We start from the raw sequence: 19,656 nt of genomic DNA on the forward strand, positions 1-19,656 counted from the left end.
ACCCAACATCGACCACAGCTACACGGCGGTGTCTTGCACCAACGAATCCGTTGCTCGACTGCCACGAACGCCCCTTCGCCGCATCCTGCGTGGAATGGCAGTTGCGCTGCTTGGCACCGGACTGTTCGTCACCGCCAACCCGGCGACGGCTCAGGCCGAGGAAATTGGCGGTTGGGAGTTGGATGCGCTTAATGTGCCCCAGGCGTGGGAAACCACTCGGGGTGAGGGTGTCACGATCGCTGTTGTTGACACCGGAGTGGGTGAACATCCCTACTTTGACGACAAGGACGTGCTACCCGGCTATAGCTTCATCGACCGCGAAGATGACGGACGGGACGATGGTAACGGCCATGGCAGTTCCGTGGCTGCGGCTGCCCTGTCGGTGGCCCCGGAGGCTACCTTGATGCCTGTCAAAGTGGCTATTGGCTCAACTTTGCTTGACGATGAGGGCCAGATGGGCGGTCAACGAGTTGGTGAGGAAGTCATTTGGGCGGTGGACAATGGCGCGGATATTCTGGCCTTGCCCTATGTGACTTCGGCTCGAGATATTGATGACATGACCGGTCTGCAATATGCCATTGACCGTGGTGTCATCGTCATCGCTGGCAGTGGCAACGACCCGGATGTGGACGATTGGTATCCGGCCAGTTACGAGGGTGTTTTCACTGTCGGGGGAACCGATCGAAACAACGACCTCTATGTAAACTCCGCCCCTAATGACACGATGACCGCCGCCGCACCGGCCACCGACATCACCACCGTAACCCTGGGAAGTTACACCGCCGACCCGGGATTCGAGCAGGCCTGGGGAACCTCCATGTCAACGGGACTGGCTGCCGGAGTTGCCGCTCTGGTGTTGGCGGCTGATCCGGGTGTTGATGGCAATAACGCGATTGCGCGCATGATTGACACGTCCACCGATCTGGGTGAGCCGGGCTGGGACCGTCACCTCGGTCACGGTCTGCTCAATGCTGGGGCCGCTGTTGAATCCACTATCGACCATCACACCGACAACCCGTTGGGTCACGTTCGCGAACCTGGCTCCACCCTCGAAGACTCCGATGAAGAATCCACCGATGAGGCCGCCCCTGCCGGGCCGCAACCGGCCGGTGATGATAACTCCATCCTGGGGCTTGCTCCCTGGATATTTTGGGCTCTAACCGCCTTCGTTATCATCACCATCCTCACCACCACTGCCGCCCTACTCGTGCGCCAACGCCGCCAACCCCAACCGGCTAGCCCTGACCAGCAGTGGCCCTACAACCCTGGGTCGCACCAAAACCCAGCCCCACCTCAGAACTATCGTTAAGAACCAGCCAAGCCCCATGTAGCGAAGGGTGCGGCCCCCGTCCATGACATCGACGGGGGCCGCACCCTTTTTGCATACGGTGAACCGGGAAACCCGGACACTTTGACCTTCATTCACCCAGCTCTGTTGGGCACAATCGGCGAGGCGAGGCCGCTGAAAGTGAATGTTTAGGTCACACGCCTCTAGGCTTCGCCTGATTCCTTCAGTTCCTTCCAGCGGTCATACATGCGCTCCCATTCACGCACCGCCTTCGGATCGTGGTCATCGGCCGGACCGGCGTTGGGGTCGAAGTGGGCCCACACCATGTCATCCTCGTTAAGCCAATTGAGGTCCTTGGATTCCTCATCCTCGCCACCGTCGGCCGGGCGACCACCCATCGCCCCCGCAGTGCCGCCACCACCTCGACCGGCCGCGCCAGCAGCACCTTTTCCGGCTCCACCACCGGCAGCAGCCATCGAGCCGCCAGGCATAGCACCACGGCCAGCACCGGCACCGCCACGAGCCGCCCCCGTACCGGTGGCTCCACCCCGGCCCGAAGCACCAGCGTTCGCCCCGGCCGCCGTAGCACCGGCAACACCCATCGCTCCAGCGCCAGCCCCGGCAGCACCCGTAGGCGCCGCCGTTCCGGCGGCACCGGGCGCGGCCACCGTCGCACCGGCCGTGCCCGAGTACAAACCACCCCCGGCACTCTCGCCATCCTCACCAGCACTCAACGACCAGTCAGCCTCAGAGGCGCCAGCGGGCAGCGGCGGCGAGTGAGAACCAGCCTCGACACCACCAGTTCCCCCGCTGCCGCTACCACTTGGCGCGGTGTGCTGAGCCGGCAACGGCGGAGCGCCGCCGGTGCCACTACCGGCATTAAGACCAGTGTCATTAAAAATCGAGCCACCAGGCGGACCCGCGTTTGCACCGGGAACACCCTGCGCGGGCAACGGAGGAGGATTGTCCCTAATACGCTCTTTCTGCTCGTCGTATCGCTGAGCCAATTCGCCCACGATCGCGGCCATGATCTTGCGGTCCTTAGTCCGCTCGTTTTCATAGTGGGGCCGATCGGACATTTCCCAGGGCATCCGGGTGGCCGACCACTCCTCAAACCCCATCCGGGAAGCATCGAACTTAAATGTCGCCGCTCGCTCCTGCGCCTTCGACAAATGCGCCGCCAGATCTGGAATTAGCTGGTTTTCCACCTCATCGACGTAGTATCGGACCGATTCGGTGTACTCCATGAGTCTTCCGACCCGGTCACGGAACTCATTCGCAGCGTGCCCGGTCCAGCCGCTCATGAGGCGCTCCAGTGCCGCGTTCGTGCCTTCGTTGACCCCTTCGAGGGTTTCGCGCACGCTCTTCCACGGCAGCGCCGCCAACTGCACTGACTCCACGCTGGCGTTGGAGTGGATCATCGCCCACAGCTGTTCAAAACTGTGCTGCTCGTACTTCGCCTGATAGGGATTGGCCATTACTGGTCACCGCCCCAGGAAAAGTCGCTGCCCATCACACTGCCGCGACCGGGGCCGTCGGAACCGGCGCTTTCAATCTCGCGTTCTAGCGACTGCACATCAATCGCGATGCCCTGCTCAGAGTCCAGGTAACGCTCACGGGTACGTTCCGAGACTTCGCCACAGACTTGCTGGCCCGCACCCACATAGTGCGCCGACTCGACCGCACCTTTGTAGACGACCTCTCGAAAGGACGAGCGGCACTGATTGGCTTCCTCGAAGTCACCCAGCTGCAAGTTCTCCGCGTCCAAGGTCCCCATCTGCGGCAACGAAAGCGCGTTTGCCCCTGGCAACATGAATGGGCGTTGGGTGCCAAGCAGTTGCACCACATGGGCGACCATCTGCTCGTGTTCGAGTGCCTTCTGGGCAAAGACTGCCAGCTCATCGGCATCTACGTACAGTGCGGCTTCATCTAGGGCCTGCTGCATGCCTGACTTGGTCGGTCCCGACTTTGGGGAACCGGAACCAGTAGACCCGACAGTATTCTCAGTAACCATTTCGAGGGGAATCCTTCGCGCATGAAATTGAAAGGGCCATGGCCGGGACACCGACCAACGCAACACGAGAACCCCGCCGCCCCAGCCAGATACTTGGCTTACGCGACGTGTCCTCATGTTCACTCAACTACTGATTGTACCGAAACGTAACCAACCGGACCTTGCCACGAGTGCGCCGTACCGATGTGACGTAGGCCCAGAACGCACAAAACTCCATAATGGCCACTCAAGCGGTGGCCCTCTATGCCGTCGCCACTGTGGGGAGCCGGGAACGTGCCGAGGGAACTTCGCGGCTCTATGGACGCGAACGTGGGAACACTCGCATGTGGTCTGCCAGGAGAGACCCCCGCAGGGGAGAACCACTGACGCGACACACCGGGAACATGTGTCGCGCGTCTCGATATAGGCGTGGTTCTAGTCAATTTTGGGCGACACGCCGGGCCGAAACGCTTGTGGTCGTTGACTTCCGGTTTTTGTTCATGGATAGTTCCGAACTATCCGATGTGATCCGTGTGTAGCACGGCATCGCATGGGGTGCTGCTGGTCGTCGTTATCTATTTTGAACACGGCGCTCGGAAGGCAGAGAAAAACCCATCCGTGGATGGGCCTCTCAAAACTTCATATGGAATCGGGTGGTCCGTAGGACCTGATCGCTAAACCTGTCCCCACGGACCACCCTCACAGCATCAAGAAACGGAGTTCGTAATGCTACGAACCACCATACGCTGCCGCACACCCAAAAACACGCAGCAAACACAGCTATTTTCATACTCGTCTTACCCGCAGTCGCGCCTTGTGATGCGGGTAGAGGTGCTGTTCACCGGTGGTGCGCAATGAGCAATCCGAGTGACCTAACGGCGTCCAACCCGGTCTATTCGACCGCGTCCAGGCCCGCCACTTCGGCAGTGTCACATCGGGTGAAGACAACTGGCGCGCAGGTGGTGGAATTTTCGTTTGCCTCGGGTCGTTATATGGTCTCGCCGCATCCGGAACGTGGCTCAGCGTTGGCGTTGAACCTGCAGGGTCAGTCTTTGGTGATTCCGGTGGCCACGATCGCCCTGGTTCGGGGCCAGTTGGGGGAAGTCACCTGGGAGACGCCGTTTCTGGCGCGTTCACCTGAATGGAAGGACGCCATTCTTAACCAGGTGTCGCAAAACCTGGCCGAGTCTTTGCTGGGCGGTGGATCATGAACCCGCGCAATCTCGGTATCCCGGCGATGCGCTCCGGCGAGGACCAGCCGAGGAACCGGGCCAATGGCCAACCGGTAAGTCCGGGGAACGGACAACCTGCGAACCCGAGGAATGGCCGCCCGGTGCGCTGGGTGAACGGGCAACCCGCCCCGGCGAATGTCACGAGCAGGCTGTCCAAACTGGACTTGCTCGGTGCGCGCCTGGAGCCTGGCAAGTTCTACGGCCGGTTTCTCTCCGATGGGTATTACTACTACCTGTATGGCTCTTGGATGGGCGACTCCGTTGCCGTGCACCGCGAAGAGTCGCGCGAGGGTGACCCGATCGTGCGCGCCTACCTGTTGCCCTCCGGGGCCTGGTGGATTAAGACCCTGGTCTTCGGCCAAGCCGCCTATGGGTTGAAGCGCTTCGCGGACAACTTCCTGTCCTACGCGACAACACACCCAGACCTATCTGGCACATAACTGTCAGGCCATGCCAGCTGCGCCTGGCACCACCAATGCGCAGTTGGCGAAGTTCAACCATCTACTTATTGCAGCTCACCGGCCAGGTGAGCAACGCGAACACATCTGCTGGAGGTGTTCGTACTACCGCTGTGGATGGGGTGGCCCTGACAGTCAAGCTAACTGTCGGACAAGAATGGCCCCATCGAAACGGCACCGTCGTGGCTGGATGAGACATCGGCTATGTCGCCGAGCCCGGATCGCACTAGACGACCCGGTCGCGCGAGAGAGCCGATAGCGCAACTCAGAGGCCGACCCGAGGGGTACCTACCTGACCAAGGCGACCGATCTCGCCGACACCAGGTCAGGGAAGGACCTTTTCGGCAACGCGTGTGAGTAGCCGTTTTCAGACCAGCCAGGTCACCACAATCGGCATACCCAACAGAAATCCACAACAGAAACCGACGGGCCTATGCGGGTCGATGAACACCGGTACTGGCCACCGCCGGACCAGTGGCGATCCCACTGAAGGTGTCCACGATCGGGTTCATCACCGCACGTTAAGGCCGTGGCGGCGCGCGATGCCACGGCCACGACACCGGACCACCAGCAGGAACGGAAGCGGATGACCCGCATTAGGCCCGCATACCCACTAACCGACGAAAGGAGCTTGCCCCGATATTAAGAGGCGATGTGCAACTTATAGCCACTGTGGACACCTGTGGGCTCCAGTCCCGGCTTTAGCCGCAACTGCTCGTCGTAGTCGCCGCCGTTTTGGCACCGATAGCCAATGGGGGCCGTTGGCTCCCACGTTTCCAGACGCTGGCGCAACTGCTGCTTTAGCTGGGAGTAACGCTCCTCGTCCATGCGATACGCCGAGGGCACCACAAACGGCGGCACCGGGTCCATGCCCGCATAGTGCAAGGTTCCCCGTTGCAGGGGAAACAGGATGTCATTGAGGTCGCCCGAGACGCCGCGCTCTGAGACCGCCGGCGTGCCAGCGCCCATTGTCAGCATCACCATGGCCTTTTTGCCCTGTAGTTTGCCGTTGCCGTACCGGGGCCATGAGCGGGTGGTGCCGTAGGCGAAACCGTTGGAGAAGACGCGGTCGAACCAGCCTTTCATGATCGCGGGCATGGAGAACCACCATAGTGGGAACTGCACGAGCACCGCGTCAGCCTCGCTGATCTTGCGTTGCTCCTCGACGATGTCGGCCGCGAGCTGGCCTTTCTCCATCGCTAGGCCTGAGTCGTCGGTGAAGTTGTCATGCTCGTCCAGCTCGCCCAAGTCCTCGTAGTCGGCGGTGGCCTTCCATTTCATCGCGTATAGATCCGACACTGTGACCTCGTGTCCCAGTTCGCGCAGGATCGACACTGAATCGCGGTGCAGGGACGCGCTGAGGGAGGTGTGGTCGGGGTGTGCGTAAAGAACGAAGAATTTCATGACTTCATCGTCTCTGGAGTTCAACGGGTCAGCTAGAGGTGCGTTTAACCCCGGTTGCGGGTTCGGGGTACTGGCAATCCCCCCATGAGCGGGAATACTGGAGTCATGGATGATCTGCGGAGCTTGGGCAAGTACCTACAGGCGCGCCGCGCCCACGTCACCCCTGATCAGGTGGGCTTGCCCAGTCTCGGGCGGCGGCGGGTTCCTGGTTTGCGGCGCGAAGAGCTGGCGTTGTTGGCTGGGGTGAGTGTCGACTACTACACCCGACTTGAGCAGGGCCGGTCTACCGACCCCTCGTGTCAGGTTTTGACCGCCATTGCGCGGGCTTTGCAACTTGACGACCTTGAACGCGACCACCTGTTCCGTCTGGCCTCCCCGATTGCGGCGACGGGCCAGCTGGACGACTCCGACCAAGTGCGCCCGCAGGTGCACACGGTTTTGCACGCCATGTCGGATACGCCGGCGTTGATCTATAGCCATCGGTTGGACGTGTTGGCGCTCAACACACCGGCTAGGTTGCTATATGAGCAGGTCATTGGCGATGTTCCGGTGAATATGGCGCGGTATTTCTTCCTCGATCCTCGCGCCGAGGGCAATTTTCCGTGTCTGCGGCACTGCCAGAGCGACATTGTCGCGCAGCTGCGCCTTACGGCCGGGAAATATCCGCATGACCGGCCGTTGATCTCGTTGATTAAGGAGCTTATGGAGTCATCGGATTTCCGGGCTCTGTGGCAGGCCGCTGAGGTCAAACGCCCACACGTGGGCGTGACTACGTATAACCATCCGGAATTCGGGGTGTTGTCGCTGCATAAGGAACGGTTTGCGCTTGACGATGGTTCTGGGCAAGAACTGGTCGTCCTCACTGCGCCGAAGGGTACGGCCGCGCACGAACATGTGCGGGAGCTGGTGCTACAGACCGCCGCTTGAGCGGCTAGCTCTCTGGAGGGTTGGGCGCATTTCCACTCACGTGGTGCTTGTGCCTCCCTATTCAGTGGTAAATGTCGCTCCGGTAGGAAACAATGGCCAGTGAGATGTCTAATTCGTTGCTTATTGGCCGCCAGCACCCGGCAGCCACCCTTAGCGCCGCCGCGCGCCGCGCAAAGACCAGCCACGGTGGTCTCGTGCTGGTCACTGGCGAGGCTGGTATTGGCAAAACCACCCTCGTCACGTCCATTGCCGCCCAAACCGCCCGCGATAACCACAGCCGTGACGACGGCGACCCGGCCATGTTGATCGTGGTGGGTTCTTCTTGGGAGTCTGAAGCAGTCCCCGGCTATTGGCCGTGGACGCAGATCCTCCGGTCCCTAAAATCGCAGCTCACCAGCGAACAGTGGGAGAGCCTGCCCGGAACCGATTCAGTGACATTGTCCATTTTGCTTGGTGACGCTCCCGCCCTGGACATGCCTTCGACGAAATCTAACGAAGAATTCCTCCTGCATGACGCGGTCGTGCGATTGCTGAGCGCCGCCTCTCGGCTGCATCCGCTGCTGGTCATCCTCGACGATCTGCACTTTGCCGACCCGGCGACGGTTCGGCTACTGCAATTCGCGGTCCAACACACGTGGTTTGAACGCATCCTGTTCGTCGGCACCTACCGCGACATGGAAATTGAGTTCCAACAACACCAGCTGCGGCCTTTGCTGTTGCCGCTGGTCTCCAAAGCCACCCTCATCACTCTCACTGGTTTGGACACCGACGAGGTCGCCCAACTCATTGAAACCAGCATTGGGCAACGGCCCGAACCGCACCTAGTTGAGGCGATCACCCGCCGTACCGGCGGCAACCCGTTTTATGTTGAACAAGCCGCGCAACTGCTCGCCACCGGCGCGCATACCCACTCCACGACGCCCGGTATGCGCAATAGTCTGCAACGCCGCCTTGACCAAGTGCCGCGTGCGGTCCTGGACACCTTGACCTTGGCCGCCGTTATCGGGCATGAATTCGACGCGGAACTCATCGCCGATTCCAGCGGGGCCCCGCTGGAACAAGTACAGGCTCACCTCAAAGAAGCCACCCAACAGCGGCTCATCGTTCACCACCGCAAACCCAAGGACGATATTGAACCGGAGCCTCTGCGAATCGACCCAGACGGTGAGCCGATTCCGGTCATGCCGACGGTTGCGCGTGCCAGCAGCTTCGCTACGCACCCTGCGGGGAATTTTGAGTTCGTACACGACCTGGTGCGCGAAACTCTCTATGCGCAGCTTCCCACTGCCGATGTGCGCAAACTTCACGCCAAGGTCTTTGCCGCCCTGGCTCGATCACGGCCCGATCAGATGACCCACAGCGCCAGCATGGCTCGCCATGTGTGGCTGGCCGAAGACGAGGTGGCACCGGCTGACGCCGTCGACGTGCTCGCCCAAGCCGCCACCGACGCCTCTGCCCGGCTGTCGTTTGACGAAGGAATCACCCTGCTGCGGCGCGCCATCGATCGCTGCACCACTGAGGAACTACAGGGCCGCCGCATCGTCTTGCGCACCAGCTATGCGGGAAACCTGCACTTCACAGGGCGCGAAGAGGAAGCGTGGCGCATATTTGAGGAGTGCCTGCTCGCCGCCGAAGCCACCAATGATCCCTTGATTGTGGCCCGGGTGGCGCTGGAACTTCCGCTGGATCCCAAACGCCGCGACCTCTGTGCCGACCGCAAGCGCCACGCCCTCGAACTTCTCAGCCACACCCCGGTTCCCCCCGATTTGACCTACACCGAGCTGACTCGGCAGCTGACCATAAAAGCGGCCGTCACCGCCCGTCGCCGTGGCGACGATGAAGCCCTCGGGTTCAGTCTGTGGGTTCTGCACTCGGTTGTTACCGGGCCCGGCACCGCTAAGAGTCGGCTCCCGGTGATTGACGAACTCATTGGGGTGAGCGAACGCTCCGGGGATCGCGAAACCATGCTGTTCGCCAGTTCCCTGCGCTGGGTGGTGCTGTTTGAGTTGGGTGACCCCAGCTATTACCGGCAGCTACAGGAGTTCATCTCCCTGGCCAACAAGACCAACTTCAGTCGGTGGATCGTCTCGGCTCGTCTCGACGGAGCGATTCACATGATCGTGCAAGGCCGCTTTGCCGAAGCCCAGCGGGTCATCGAATCGTCGCGAGTGTACGACACCGAGTCGATGAAACACGATGCGATGGCGGCGAACTTTTGGGAACCGATAGTGGACTACTTCAAGTGGTTCGCCGAACTGACCCGTACTGCTGAGCAACTGCCCGACATCGGCACGCTGTCGCGCAACAACCACATTTTCGGCCTGCAACACATGGATTTGCTCTACGGGATCGCGGCCCTCCATCGTGGGCATCTCACCCGAGCCATCGAACACTATCGGTCGGTCGACATGAGCATGCTGGCTCAGGGGTGGAGCTCGCTGTGGTATCGGCTCAGCACCGAGATTGCCATCGCCACCGACGATGACGAGCTACGCGACCGGATGCGGACCGAACTGGCTCCCTATGAAGGCGAATGGATGGTCTCTCTGTTCGGCTCCGAGATCAGTGGCCCGGTCAGTTACTGGTTGGGGCTGATGGACGCCTCCGTGGGCCAACACGAGTCGGCGATCGCCTTCTTCGACAAAGCTATTGAATCCGCCCGGATCATGACAGCCAACGCGTGGGTGGTGCGCGCACTGAGCAAGAAAGCCATCTCGATGGCGGCCTTGGGCCACTCTGCGGCATCCGAGTTGGCCCAAGAGGTGGCCGATTGGGCGCGAAAGTTGGACATGCCTCGTATCCTGCGCAGCGCTGAGCAACTGATCGCCTGCGACGGAGTGCCCGTGATCGAGGGCGGCAACGTGTTCCGCAAGGAAGGTTCTACCTGGACGCTGCGTTTCGCGGGTAAGGATATCCACTTGGCCCCGGCTAAGGGGCTCAACGACCTGCATTTGTTGCTCTCCCAACCCGGTAGTGAAATCGCCGCGACCGAGCTGCTGGACCCCGCCGGCGGAAACGAGGTCACGCACGCGGCCCGCCTTGGCGGAGATGACATGATCGACCAAGAGGCGAAGGCTCGCTATCGAGAACACTTGCAGCGTCTCGATGAACAGATCGACACCGCGACTGCCCTGGGGCAAGATGACGTCGCCGCGGACTTGGACGAGGAGCGCAGCTCGTTGATCGAACAGTTGCGCGCCGCGACCGGTTTGGGAGGGCGTTCACGCAAGTTGGGCGACAACGCCGAGCGCGCGCGCAAGAGCGTCACCAACCGGATTCGCAACACGTTGAAACGGATCGAGTCTCAACATCCGGAGCTGGGCGCGCATCTGCGTTCGTCGGTGTCCACAGGTTTCCACTGTGTCTACGAACCGTCCGATCCCGATATCAAGTGGGAGCTATAGCCGACCCAGGCTCACCGGTGGCGATGTGCCTCCAGCGGCACCCTTTTGGCCCGCCTGATCGCGGCGCACAAGGCACGAGGTCGGCCCAGAACCTAGGTTCTGGGCCGACGGGTTTCCCGGTTATTGACTTAGGTTCGGGTTAGTGGTGGACTAGGCCGCCTGGGTGTTACGGCGTCCACCTGCTAGGTGCCGCTACTTGCGGTTGTAGGCCCGCAGGGTCAGGGCACCGAAGATGATGATGAATCCGGCGCACCACAGCAGCGTCGTGGCGATGGCCGCGGCCTCAAACTCGCCGTTGAAGAACCCGCGCACTCCGGTGACCAGCTGGCTAACCGGCGTGTTCGACACGACCGGGCCCAGCCAACCGGGCATCGTGGCCGGGTCGACCATAATGTTCGACAGGAACGTCATGGGGAACATGACACCCATCGACACGCCCATGACGGACTTCTCCGAGCGCAGGATGATGCCAAACCAGGTCCAAATCCAAGAGAACGAGAACGAGAAGACCAGCAGCAGACCCAAACCCAGCGCGACGCCCACCAGGCCGCCGTCGGGCCGGTAGCCCATGAGCAAACCGGTCACAAACATGATCAGCCCAGCACCGGCGTAGCGGAACAGGTCCGCGGCCAGGTAACCGACCATGGGAGCGGGCCGCCAAATCGGCAGAGTGCGGAACCGGTCAAACACGCCTTTGTTGATGTCGACATTGATCTGGGTGCCGGTGTACATCGACGTCATGACAACGCTCATGACGATGATGCCGGGAAGCAAGAACTGTAGGTAGTCACCAGTGCCACCGGCGATCGCGCCGCCGAAGAGATAGGTGAACATCAACAGCATCATCACCGGAAAGACCGTCACGTCGAACAACTGCTCGGGTACGTGTTTGATCTTGAGCATCGAACGCCATGAGAACGCTCGGACAGAACCAAAAGCTCCAGGGTGATTTAGTTCGCCCGAGGTGGTCAGCAGCTTGCGCAACTGGTCCTTTTGAATCTCAGCGGCGCTTTCCTCAGGTGGAGTTGTCTTCGATTCGGTGTCGGTCATAGTCATTAGTTTTCTCCTTCTTAGGGGTAAGTCTGGAAGGTTTAAGCAAAAGCCACCTGCGGAGCCTTTGCCCAACCTTGTCGGTGCGAACGGGCGTCTATCGCTTCGAAGGCGCGGTCAGCGCGAGGAACACTTCGTCGAGGCTGGGCTGCCCCAGGGAGAAGTCCTCCACTTCGATGCCGCCGCGTGCCAGTTCGGCCAGGGCGTTGGCCGCTTGGGTGGCCGCCTCGTGGTTGGAGTCCAGCCGGGCCGCCAGCGCCACGGGTTCGTCGCCTAGCTCGATGTCGCCCGAAACTAGGCGGCTCAAGAGTTCGCGTGCGTGTTCCCGCTGGTCGGCGTGTCGCAGTCGCAGTTTTACGGTGCCCGCGCCGACGGAGGACTTGAGCTGTCCGGGTGTGCCTTCGGCGATGACGTGTCCGGTGTCGATGACGGCGATGCGGGAGGCCAGTTGGTCGGCTTCCTCCAGGTATTGGGTGGTGAGCAGGACCGTCGCGCCTTGTTCGACGATCACTCGGATGATTTCCCACACCTGGTTGCGGCTGCGTGGGTCGAGGCCGGTGGTGGGCTCGTCTAGGAACAGCAGCTTGGGTGTGTTGATGATCGAGGCGGCGATGTCGAGCCGACGGCGCATCCCTCCCGAGAAGCTCTTAACCTGCTTGGATGCGGCGTGGGACAGTCCAAAGGCTTCGAAGAGGTCGCTGGCTCGTTCCCGTGCGGCAGGGATCGAATAGCCGTGCAGGCGAGACAGCAGTACCAAGTTTTCAAAGCCGGTGAGGTCCTCGTCCAATGAGGCGTATTGGCCGGTCATGCTGACTTGGCTGCGGACGCCAGCGGGGTCGGAGACAATGTCGGTGCCAAAGACTTCGGCGCTGCCGCTATCGGGCCGCAGGAGCGTGGCCAGCATTTTCACGGCCGTGGTTTTTCCGGCGCCGTTGGGTCCCAAGACTCCGTAGACGGTTCCGGCGGGAACCGCGAGGTCGACGCCGTCGACGGCTTTCACGTCACCAAAGTGTTTGACGAGGCCCTGGGCGTTGACCGCTAGGTCGGAGCGGGTGGAGACGCTGCCGGGCAGCACTGTGTTGGCTTGCTGGGGCCGGGTGCCGTTGTTGCTTTTACTGGCACTGCGTTCGGGAGCCAATGGCTGAGGTGTGTCGGTCATGATGTGGTATCCCTTCGAATGACCTGCGATTGATTTAGTGGTGAGGCGGCGGGTGGCCAGTGGCTTTCTCCGCAGCTTCTACCTATGGGGCGCTACAAGCGGCGCTACAAGCGATGTAGCGGGCGCGCCCGGGGCGGCAACCGGCCTCAACATGAAGCGTCGTCGCTGGTCAAGGTGCAATGTTCACGATACGCCGGTGGTGTGACAGTGAGGTCGTGATCACACATGTTGCGGTGGTGGCGTGGGTGGGCGCGCATCGTGGGAATGGGCCGCTGGGAGGGTGAGCATGGCCGATGTGGCGTCGAGTGGGGTACTTATCCACAGGCGCGGTTTTTCTTCTTGACGCTGGTGGGGAGTCGGTTGGGACAATGTGGCAATGGGGCCCACCCTGAGAAAATTTCACCACCGCCCGCCGTAATGCCACCGCCCCGGCGGCTACCCGGCCCAACCAGCGGTCACAATGCCTATATGCCGACCGACTCCACCCCCGCGCTGCGCCTGGCGCGGCCCGATGACCTGGCCCCGGTGTGCGCCATGGTCAACCACTACATCGCCACCAGCACCGTCAACTTCCGCACCGAGCCGCAGACGACCGAAGCGTGGCGCGCCGAGCACGCCACGTTGAGCGCACGCTATCCGTGGATGGTCGCCGAGGCCGCCGGAGAAGTCGTGGCCATTGCCTACGCCAAGCCATGGAACCCGCGTCCCGCCTACGACTGGTGTGCCGAGTCGACCGTCTATGTCGACCCCGCCCACCTCGGCAAAGGGATCGGAACGGCCCTCTACCGCCACCTCTTTGCGGTTATGACCAGCCAAGGTTTTCACTCGACGATGGCGGTGGTGACCCTGCCCAACCCTGGCAGCATCGCCCTACACCGGGCCGTGGGGTTCCAGCCGGTTGGCACGATCGACAACGCTGGCTACAAGTTCGGCAATTGGCACAGTGTGGCCCTATGGCAGCGTCGGCTAGCTTCAGCGCAGAATCCGCCGCCACCGCTGAAACCAGTGGCGGCCGTGGCTGGCTAGCCCCGCAACGTCAGCTCCAGCACCGACGCAGCGCCGTCGTGGACTTCGATCGGTACGCCCCAGTCCTGCCGTGTCAGGTGACAGGCGGGGAATTCGGCCTCCGCGTCACACGTGGCCGCCTGGGCCACCACCTGCAAGACCCCCGAGTCGACCCCGGGAGCCAAGCGGATCTCGCGGCCCAGCTGGGTGGAGTCTCCCGCACCGGCGGCCAGCAGGTGCGGCGGGTCGGAGGTGACGGTGACTTTCACCGGCGGCCCGAAAGAGTCGTCCAGTTTCTGGCCGGGAGCGGGCGTGAAAAGTACCTCCAGGCGCAGCAAACCGGGCGCGACCGAGGTGGCCTTGCGGGTCAGGCGATGACGTTGGCCGCTGACGGTCGACTCGCTCGTCTCGACCGCGCTGAGTCGGTGTGAGGCCGACTCCACCACGACCAGCTGATCGTCCACCTCGACGATGTCGCTGGGCTCGGCCAAACCCTCCGCCAAGGTCGAAACCTCATTCGTCGTCGGATCAAAGCAACGCAGGGCCCGGTTATAGGTGTCGGCGACGGCGATCTTGCCCGAGGCGAGCACGGCCACGCCCAGCGGATGCTGCAACAGGGCCTCAGCGGCTGGGCCGTCGACGTGCCCGAAATCGAACAGGCCCTGACCAACGGCTGTGCGCATCTGCCCGGCTTCGATGAAACGCAGCGCCGAAGTCTCGGAATCGGCAATCCAGAGCCGGTCGCCGTCAACGGCCAGGCCGGAGGGTTGGGCCATCCACACCTGGTCGAGCTCGCCATCGCGGAGGCTCTCGACTGTCGTGCCCGCATAGACTCCGGCGGTGCCCTCGCGCGGGTCGAACCACCACAGTTGGTGGATACCGGCCATGGCGATGATGACGCGCCAGTCATACCAGGCCACGTCCCACGGAGAGGACAGGTCCACGTTGAGCGCGCCCGAAGCCGCATTGTCGGCGCGCCATTGGTCGCCGGTTCCGGCCACGGTGACGACGCTTCCCTGGGCCAGGTTGATGCCGCGCAGCAAGTGGTTGACCGTGTCGGCCACAACCAGGTCATAGCCCACCTGCCGGGCGACCTCATCGGGAAGCAGGCACATGCCCTGTGGCTCTGAGAACGCCGCGACCTCAGCGGGGCCGTCGGCGCGTCCGCGCTCACCGCCGCCGATAACCCTGACGACAGTCTCACGGTCGCAAGCCAGCTCAACGAGCCGGTGGCGGGCCGAATCCGATACCAGGAAGCCTCCGCCGGGCAACGCCAGCGCCTTGCCGGGGAACCGCAACGTCGTCTCGGCCGCGGCCGGTGCGATATAGGGGTTTCCCTCTCGACGCAGAGTCCCGGCCCTCTCGTGTTGCTCCACCAGCTGCGCGATGATGCGATCCAGTGCCTCGGCGTGCCCTTCGCCCGCCATTGAGGACACGACGTAACCTTCGGGGTCGATGACCACCAGCGTTGGCCATGCCCGAGCCGCATAGGCGTCCCAGGTGCGCAAGTCCGGGTCGTCGAGTACCGGATGTTCGACTCCGTAGCGTTCCACGGCTGCGGCAAGGGCCTCGGGGTCGCGTTCGTGATCGAACTTCGGTGAGTGAACGCCAACGACCACTAGGGCGTCGCCGTATTTCTCTTCGAGGGGACGCAGCTCATCGAGTACGTGCAGGCAGTTGATGCAGCAGAATGTCCAGAAGTCGAGCACGACGATCTTGCCGCGCAGGCTCTCCAGGCTCAGCTCAGCGCCTCCGGTATTGAGCCAGCCGCGCCCGATGAGTTCGGCGGCGCGGCTGGCTCGTTTCACGTGTGGAGTTGTCGCGGACTCGATGTCATTCGAGGCGGGAGCGGTGCTGGAAGTATCGGCCATGCTCCCAGGCTAGATTTATTCGTCGTCGTTGTCTTCCGCGTCGCTCTCGTCGTTGTCAGCGTCACTGTCGCCCTCATCGTCACCGATGCGGGACAGGCAGTAGATCGCGTCGGGGTTGGCCTCGTCGCCGACGGTTAGCCGCTCGCGGCCCTCAGCGTCGCACTCGTCAGAGCTGCCGGCCTCGGCGACGATCGAGAAGTCGTCGGGACCGGCGTTGTCACAGTCAATTGCCTCGACAGTGTCATCAGCGGTCTGAGTGACACAGCCGCCGACCTCGAACGAGGGCGGCCGCATCGCCAGGACGACGAAGACCGCGGCACCGACCAGGATGAGGACACCGACGAGGCACAAGGTGATGATCAGCGGCTTTTTGCTCTTGGGCTTGGGCTGCTGGAACGGCGGCTGACCGAACTGCCCGGGCGGGGGCGGCGGCATGCCTGGGCCGCCGGGGCCGGGAGGTCCCGGATGGCCCATCATGTTCGGATCCGAAGGCGGCGGGCCGCCGGGCTGCATCTGCCCGGTTGGGTAACCCGGCTGCGGAGGTTGTTGCTGCATGGGTGGCTGTTGCTGCGGGGGCTGGTTGTGTGGGGGCTGACTGTGCGGAGGCTGGCTTCCGGGCGGCCCGTACATCGGGCTGGGCTGACCTTGCTGCATCGGTTGATGACCTGCTTCACCTGGTTGAGGGGGTTCGTTCATAACTGGCGGCGGGGTGGGCTGGCCGTACTGGTGAGGTTGCTGCTGTTGTTCGGGATTGACCCCGGCCACGGTGGGCGGAGAAGGCCAACTGGGCGCACCGGCCTCCTGCGGCGGGCGGAAGCCCACACCAGCGGGCGGCAGCACCTGGGTTCCCTCATCATCATCGTGGGGAGCCTCGGGCATGGCCGACGGGGCGGGGCTACCACCTGCGTGGGTGCGCTTCAAAATCATGGTGCCGTCATCGTCGACATTGGGCTGCTGTTGCTGCTGCTGAGCTGGCCCACTGGGCGGCGGGGGCGGGGGAGCGCCCGCTCCACCGCCGGGACGCATAACGGTCGTGGCTTGGTCGTCGTCGGATGCGGGGCCTGACTCAGCCGCGGCGGTGCCGCCAGCGGCCTGGGGTGCCGTGCCCTCTTGGGTCGCGGTGAACTCCTCACCGGGGGCGGCGGCGGGAGGCTGTTGACTGACTTGATCGTCGCCCGCCTGGTTTCCCTCGGCAGGTTGGTTCGGATCCTGCGGGGGAGTGTTTTGATCAGAGGTCACGGTTACTCCTTCTCCTCGCCGGAGGCAGCGGCGGGAGGCTGTTGATGTGCGTGGTGGTCGTTCTGTCCTGTGGCGGGCGATGGCCCGACGGTGTGGTGGTCACGTGGCACAAGCCGCGCCCCTGCGGCGGTGCGGGTTTCAGCGCGGAAGTCTCGTGATCGAACATCGTGACCTTTCCGCGCAGGTGCTCGCGTGCTGGCAACGTGGCGACAACCAAATGGTGACAACAGCGCCCCAAGGGATTACATATGCGGTTTTACGGTATCAAGCCGCCTAGCGCGACCGAGACCAGCATAACCGGATTCAGCAGAGCCATTTGCGCAACCAAAGGCGTCGTGCCTGCGAATTTATCGGCCGCTGAGCCCGGGTGGGCATTGTCCCAAAGCGATACCACTCCCCGGAGCGGGCAATTTTTCTTCCGAGGCTCACATAGAGCTCGGCGTTGGGACGTGGAGCTTGGCCCGCGCGGCTAGCTCCACCTCGGGTAGCGGGATTGTCTGGGCATCATCCACTTTAGCGAAGCCGCGCAACGCTCACCGGCCAGCGCGAGGCGGTGCGTGCGTCCGGAAGTAAGGAAAAGGCCCGATTCGTCTCAGAACATCGGCGAATCGGGCAAAGAGATGGGGCGGCGCGTCGCTACTACCCACCCCTCATGGTAGTAACGAGCGCCGCCCCGGTGAGTGAACCCCCTGGAGAGGGTTCGGCCAGTGCTTCAGCTCGGCGCAGCGTCAGCACTGATATGGGAGGAAACATGTCTGTGTTTATTTTTAAGCTTTGTCGGCGCGATGGCGTTGCGTCCCGCCCGGTCGGCAACGGATAGGTCGACCATTCCCTCAGAAGCTGTTCTGGGGCAGCTCCGTGGGAAATGAACCCATGTGCTCACCGCGACTTACCTACCAATTACAACACTCAAAACCGCGATTGCCCATCGATTTGTAGGTAAGGTCAGTCACTTATCCCGTGTATTCCTGGGAAAAGCCTGAGAAAACCTTAAGGATGACTCCTCCGAACAGGGGAGACCGGATGAGACAGAAGAGGGAGAGACGCGAAGAACCACCCCCGGCACCCGCGTGTACAGCACCGGAACCGACCACCACCGCCCAACGGCTCCAAGGAACCGTTCAGCTGACGATCACCCTCCCCACAGCCAGGCCGCGCACACGGTTGTGGCCCCCATCCGCATCGGATGAGGGCCACAACCGGCTAACTCAAGCCCATCGCCCAGTCTCGCCCGCGGCAACCTAAAAGCCGCCAGACGAACCGCGAAAAAGCCCTACGTCCACGCCAACAGAGTCGCCCCCGGGTCGGCTAGGAACGCACCCACATCAGCCAGGAACTTCGAGCCCCGCTCCCCGTCAATCAGACGGTGATCGAACGACAGACCCAGCTGCGTCACCTTACGAATCGCGATCTCGCCCTCATGCACCCACGGCTGATCCCGCACCGCGCCGAAAGCCAAAATCGCCGACTCGCCCGGCGGCAAAATCGGGGTACCCGAATCCATGCCGAACACACCAACGTTGGTGATCGTCATCGAGCCACCCTGCATATCAGCCGGGGTCGTCTTGCCATCGCGCGCCGTGACCACCAGATCCTGCAACGCCACGGCCAACTCCTTGAGAGTCAACGTCTGCGCCTGCTTGATGTTGGGAACCAACAACCCGCGCGGAGTGGCTGCGGCAATACCCAAGTTCACATCCTGCTTGAGGACGATCTCGTTGTTCGCCTCATCCCAGCTGGCGTTGATCATCGGGTTGCGCTTAGCCGCCACAATCATCGCCTTGGCCACCAACAGCAGCGGAGACACCTTGACGTCAGCGAATTCCTTCGACGCCTTCAACTGCTTGACCATGTCCATCATCGGCGTCACATCGACCGTCTGGAAGACCGTCACGTGCGGAGCCGAGAACGCGCTGGCGACCATGTTGTCAGCCATCAGCTTCTGCACACCCTTGATCGGGATGCGCTCCACACCGCCGCTAGCGGCGACCGCAGAGCCGAAGCCGACACCGGCGTCAGTTGTCGAACCACCCTGCGCGGCCGCCTCGACGTCAGCGCGGCTAATCGTGCCATGCGGGCCAGTCGCGGCCACCGTCGCCAGGTCCACGCCCAGGTCCTTAGCCAGCTTGCGCACCGGCGGTTTCGCCAACACAGGCGACGAAGGCACAGCTTGCCTCTGTGGGGTTGGGGCCACAGCGGGAGTCGGGGCCGCAGGTGCGGCCGGGGCCGAGGTGGCACTTTGAGCGGGGGCGCCAGCTTTCTTGCGCCGACGCTTCGAGCCGCCCGACTTGGAGCCATAGCCAACCAGAACCGCCTCGCGCTTCTCGGAGCCCTCCTCCTCGGGTCCGGGCTTGGCCTCAGGCTCGGCAGCCCCCGCGACCTCAAAGGTCACCAGGAGATTTCCGACCTCGACCGTCGCGCCCTCTTCGGCGTGCAACTCGACAATCGTGCCCGCGTGCGGGCTGGGGATCTCCACCGCGGCTTTAGCGGTCTCGACCTCCACGAACGGTTGGTTGAGCTTCACCTCGTCGCCAGCTTTCACCAGCCACTGCAAAACTTCACCCTCAGTCAAACCCTCACCGAGATCCGGCAGGTTGAACGGGACTTTCGCCATAACTTCTTCTCC

The 19,656-nt window shown here is 62.6% G+C and carries 14 protein-coding genes; 6 read left to right on the forward strand and 8 right to left on the reverse strand.

Annotated features, from left to right (window positions below; all coding sequences use genetic code 11):
* Positions 1–94: 94 nt before the first annotated feature.
* Positions 95–1,309 (forward strand): S8 family serine peptidase, encoded by a 1,215-nt coding sequence (locus JQS30_RS00340; protein WP_213171438.1) that lies wholly within the window; start codon positions 95–97, stop codon positions 1,307–1,309.
* A gap of 182 nt (positions 1,310–1,491) precedes the next feature.
* Here the strand turns inward: JQS30_RS00340 and JQS30_RS00345 are convergent, their stop codons facing one another.
* A complete protein-coding gene (locus JQS30_RS00345) occupies positions 1,492–2,766 on the reverse strand; it encodes a hypothetical protein (protein WP_213171439.1) in 1,275 nt (424 codons plus the stop codon).
* On the reverse strand, positions 2,766–3,302 hold the full coding sequence (locus JQS30_RS00350; RefSeq protein ID WP_213171440.1) for a hypothetical protein: 537 nt from the start codon (positions 3,300–3,302) through the stop codon (positions 2,766–2,768). Before JQS30_RS00350 ends, JQS30_RS00345 begins: the two co-directional genes overlap by 1 nt.
* A gap of 833 nt (positions 3,303–4,135) precedes the next feature.
* Here JQS30_RS00350 and JQS30_RS00355 point away from each other — a divergent pair.
* Entirely contained in the window at positions 4,136–4,492 is a 357-nt protein-coding gene (locus JQS30_RS00355) for a hypothetical protein (protein WP_213171441.1), read from the forward strand.
* Positions 4,489–4,953 carry a hypothetical protein gene (locus JQS30_RS00360; protein ID WP_213171442.1) on the forward strand — a complete coding sequence of 155 codons (465 nt, stop codon included), beginning with the start codon at positions 4,489–4,491 and terminating at the stop codon, positions 4,951–4,953. The genes JQS30_RS00355 and JQS30_RS00360 overlap by 4 nt, the downstream gene beginning before the upstream one ends.
* A 660-nt stretch (positions 4,954–5,613) precedes the next feature.
* On the opposite strand, the gene JQS30_RS00365 is transcribed toward JQS30_RS00360, so the two are convergent.
* A complete protein-coding gene (locus JQS30_RS00365) occupies positions 5,614–6,375 on the reverse strand; it encodes an NAD(P)H-dependent oxidoreductase (protein WP_213171443.1) in 762 nt (253 codons plus the stop codon).
* A 105-nt stretch (positions 6,376–6,480) separates the two neighbouring features.
* Here JQS30_RS00365 and JQS30_RS00370 point away from each other — a divergent pair, with 105 nt between their 5' ends.
* Entirely contained in the window at positions 6,481–7,302 is an 822-nt protein-coding gene (locus JQS30_RS00370; protein WP_213171444.1) for a helix-turn-helix domain-containing protein, read from the forward strand.
* Between the two features lie 104 nt (positions 7,303–7,406).
* The gene (locus JQS30_RS00375) at positions 7,407–10,706 is read left to right on the forward strand and encodes an ATP-binding protein (protein ID WP_213171445.1); all 3,300 of its coding nucleotides are present in this window, start codon (positions 7,407–7,409) and stop codon (positions 10,704–10,706) included.
* Positions 10,707–10,898: 192 nt separating this feature from the next.
* Here JQS30_RS00375 and JQS30_RS00380 read toward each other — a convergent pair whose 3' ends face one another.
* Positions 10,899–11,756: an ABC transporter permease gene (locus JQS30_RS00380; protein ID WP_425498880.1), complete on the reverse strand. Its 858-nt coding sequence runs from the start codon at positions 11,754–11,756 to the stop codon at positions 10,899–10,901.
* 97 nt (positions 11,757–11,853) lie between these two features.
* A complete protein-coding gene (locus JQS30_RS00385; protein WP_213171447.1) occupies positions 11,854–12,915 on the reverse strand; it encodes an ATP-binding cassette domain-containing protein in 1,062 nt (353 codons plus the stop codon).
* 468 nt (positions 12,916–13,383) lie between these two features.
* Between JQS30_RS00385 and JQS30_RS00390 the strand changes: the two genes are divergently transcribed.
* Entirely contained in the window at positions 13,384–13,941 is a 558-nt protein-coding gene (locus JQS30_RS00390; RefSeq protein ID WP_213171448.1) for a GNAT family N-acetyltransferase, read from the forward strand.
* Here JQS30_RS00390 and JQS30_RS00395 read toward each other — a convergent pair.
* The 3 genes from JQS30_RS00395 to JQS30_RS00405 all read right to left on the reverse strand — a co-directional run bounded on the left by JQS30_RS00395 (position 13,938) and on the right by JQS30_RS00405 (position 19,644).
* Positions 13,938–15,791 carry an NHL domain-containing thioredoxin family protein gene (locus JQS30_RS00395; RefSeq protein ID WP_213171449.1) on the reverse strand — a complete coding sequence of 618 codons (1,854 nt, stop codon included), beginning with the start codon at positions 15,789–15,791 and terminating at the stop codon, positions 13,938–13,940. The two genes, JQS30_RS00390 and JQS30_RS00395, sit on opposite strands and share 4 nt — an antisense overlap.
* Positions 15,792–15,806: 15 nt before the next feature.
* A complete protein-coding gene (locus tag JQS30_RS00400; protein ID WP_213171450.1) occupies positions 15,807–17,030 on the reverse strand; it encodes a hypothetical protein in 1,224 nt (407 codons plus the stop codon).
* A gap of 1,273 nt (positions 17,031–18,303) precedes the next feature.
* Positions 18,304–19,644, reverse strand: coding sequence for a dihydrolipoamide acetyltransferase family protein (locus JQS30_RS00405; RefSeq protein ID WP_213171451.1), 1,341 nt, complete (start codon positions 19,642–19,644; stop codon positions 18,304–18,306).
* Between the last annotated feature and the right edge of the window lie 12 nt (positions 19,645–19,656).

This window comes from Natronoglycomyces albus (assembly GCF_016925535.1).
In the GTDB taxonomy this organism is placed as follows: Bacteria; Actinomycetota; Actinomycetes; order Mycobacteriales; family Micromonosporaceae; genus Natronoglycomyces; species Natronoglycomyces albus.